Raw genomic sequence first — 374 nt, forward strand, 5'->3', positions numbered from 1 at the left:
GAAGAAAAAGGCCTGAACCAAAAACTGACTGCGCAGGTCAATATGGATTTTGAGAATTCATCCATCCCCTCTTCCCAGCAGAAACCCGGCAGGAAAAAAATCCCGAACAGCCGGGTAAAAACTGACCGGAAACCAGGCGGACAGCCAGGCCATGCCGGACACCGCAGGAAGCTCCATGCCGTAACAGAGACACATGAAATCCCTGCGCCTGCAAAATACCTGGATAAAGAGAATTATTATGAGACAGGAAAAATCATTCGGAAACAGAAAGTGGTCATCCAGATGTCTGTAGCGGTCATGGAATATACGACAAAGGAATACCGTGACAAAAGAACCGGAGCCCGTGTACATGCTCCATTTCCAGAAGGATATAT

At 47.6% G+C, this 374-nt stretch carries 1 pseudogene; it reads left to right on the forward strand.

The annotated features are described in order from the left end of the window. A pseudogene (locus VSQ62_RS32330) lies at nucleotides 1-374 on the forward strand (DUF6444 domain-containing protein); the annotation flags it as partial.

The organism is Sporofaciens sp. JLR.KK001 (genome assembly GCF_036941055.1).
Lineage (GTDB): Bacteria > Bacillota > Clostridia > Lachnospirales > Lachnospiraceae > Sporofaciens.